A 1305-nucleotide genomic window follows, 5' to 3' on the forward strand; every position below is an offset into this window, starting at 1 on the left:
GGGTCTGCTGCACGGATCGGTGACATCTGATCTGCGTCGATGTGTGTCGACGCTGGAAGGATGTGCACCATGCCGAAGGCGTTCCCCAAGGAGTTCCGCGAGGACGTGATCCGGGTCTTCAAGTCCTCGGACTCCTCCATCGCCCAGGTCGCGAAGGACTTCGGGATCTCACCGTCGTGTCTCAAGCGGTGGCTCACAGTCGATGACCGGACCTCGACGAAACCGTCGCCGGCCGCTCAGGCCGCAAACGAGTCCGACGCGCTGCGTGAAGCCAACAAGCGGATCAGGCTGCTCGAGCAGGAGAACGAGGTCCTGCGCCGCGCGGCCGCCTACCTCTCACAGGCCAACCTGCCGGGAAAATGATGTACCCGCTCGTCCGCGAGCTGGCCGCCGACGGGATCCCCGTCGCGGTGACGTGCCGGGTGCTCAAGATCGCCCGCCAGCCCTACTACCGCTGGCTCGCCTGCCCGGTCACCGACGCCGATCTCGCTGCCGCCTATCGGGCCAACGCCCTGTTCGAGGCCCACCGCGACGACCCCGAGTTCGGCTACCGGTTCCTCCTTGACGAAGCCCGGCACGCCGGCCAACCGATGGCGCAGCGGACAGCGTGGAAGATCTGCTCCCAGCTGGGGTGGTGGTCGGCGTTCGGGAAGAAGAGGAGCAAGTACGGCAAGAAACCCGGCCCGCCGGTCCACAACGACCGGTGCGCCGTCGTCGACGAGCACGGCGTGACCCGCCACGAGTTCACCGCCGACGCTGCGAACGAGCTGTGGCTCAGCGACATCACCGAGCACTGGACCGGTGAGGGCAAGCTCTACCTCTGCGCGATCAAGGACGTCTTCTCGAACCGGATCGTGGGTTACTCCATCGACTCACGGATGAAGTCCCGCATCGCGGTGGCAGCGCTGAACAACGCCGTCGCCCGCCGCAACACAGAAGGCGCGAGTGTGGCCGGCTGTGTGCTGCACACCGACCGCGGGTCCCAGTTCCGGAGCCGGAAACTGATCCACGCGCTCAACCACCACGGCCTGGTCGGCTCGATGGGCCGCGTCGGCGCGGCCGGGGACAACGCGGCGATGGAGAGCTTCTTCTCCCTGCTGCAGAAGAACGTCCTCAACCGCCGCTCCTGGGCCACCCGAGAAGAACTGCGGATCGCGATCGTCACCTGGATCGAAAGGACCTATCACCGCCGTCGTAGGCAGGCGACTCTCGGCCGGTTGACCCCGGTGGAGTACGAGTTGATCATGCTCCCAACCGCCACCCAGGCGGCCTAACCGAACTGTCACCAGTTCGTGCAGCAGACCC

The 1305-nt window shown here is 66.3% G+C and carries 1 protein-coding gene; it reads left to right on the plus strand.

The genetic code is table 11. The features are described from left to right. The first annotated feature begins 69 nt into the window (after positions 1–69). Positions 70–1274 (plus strand): IS3 family transposase gene (locus tag GV155_RS19690; RefSeq protein ID WP_236554535.1). Its coding sequence is split into 2 segments (ribosomal slippage): positions 70–354 and positions 357–1274, totalling 1203 coding nucleotides; the frame shifts between segments, so codons are not numbered across the junction. Positions 1275–1305: the final 31 nt, after the last annotated feature.

Source organism: Nocardioides sp. AX2bis, assembly GCF_902506435.1.
Taxonomy (GTDB): Bacteria; Actinomycetota; Actinomycetes; order Propionibacteriales; family Nocardioidaceae; genus Nocardioides.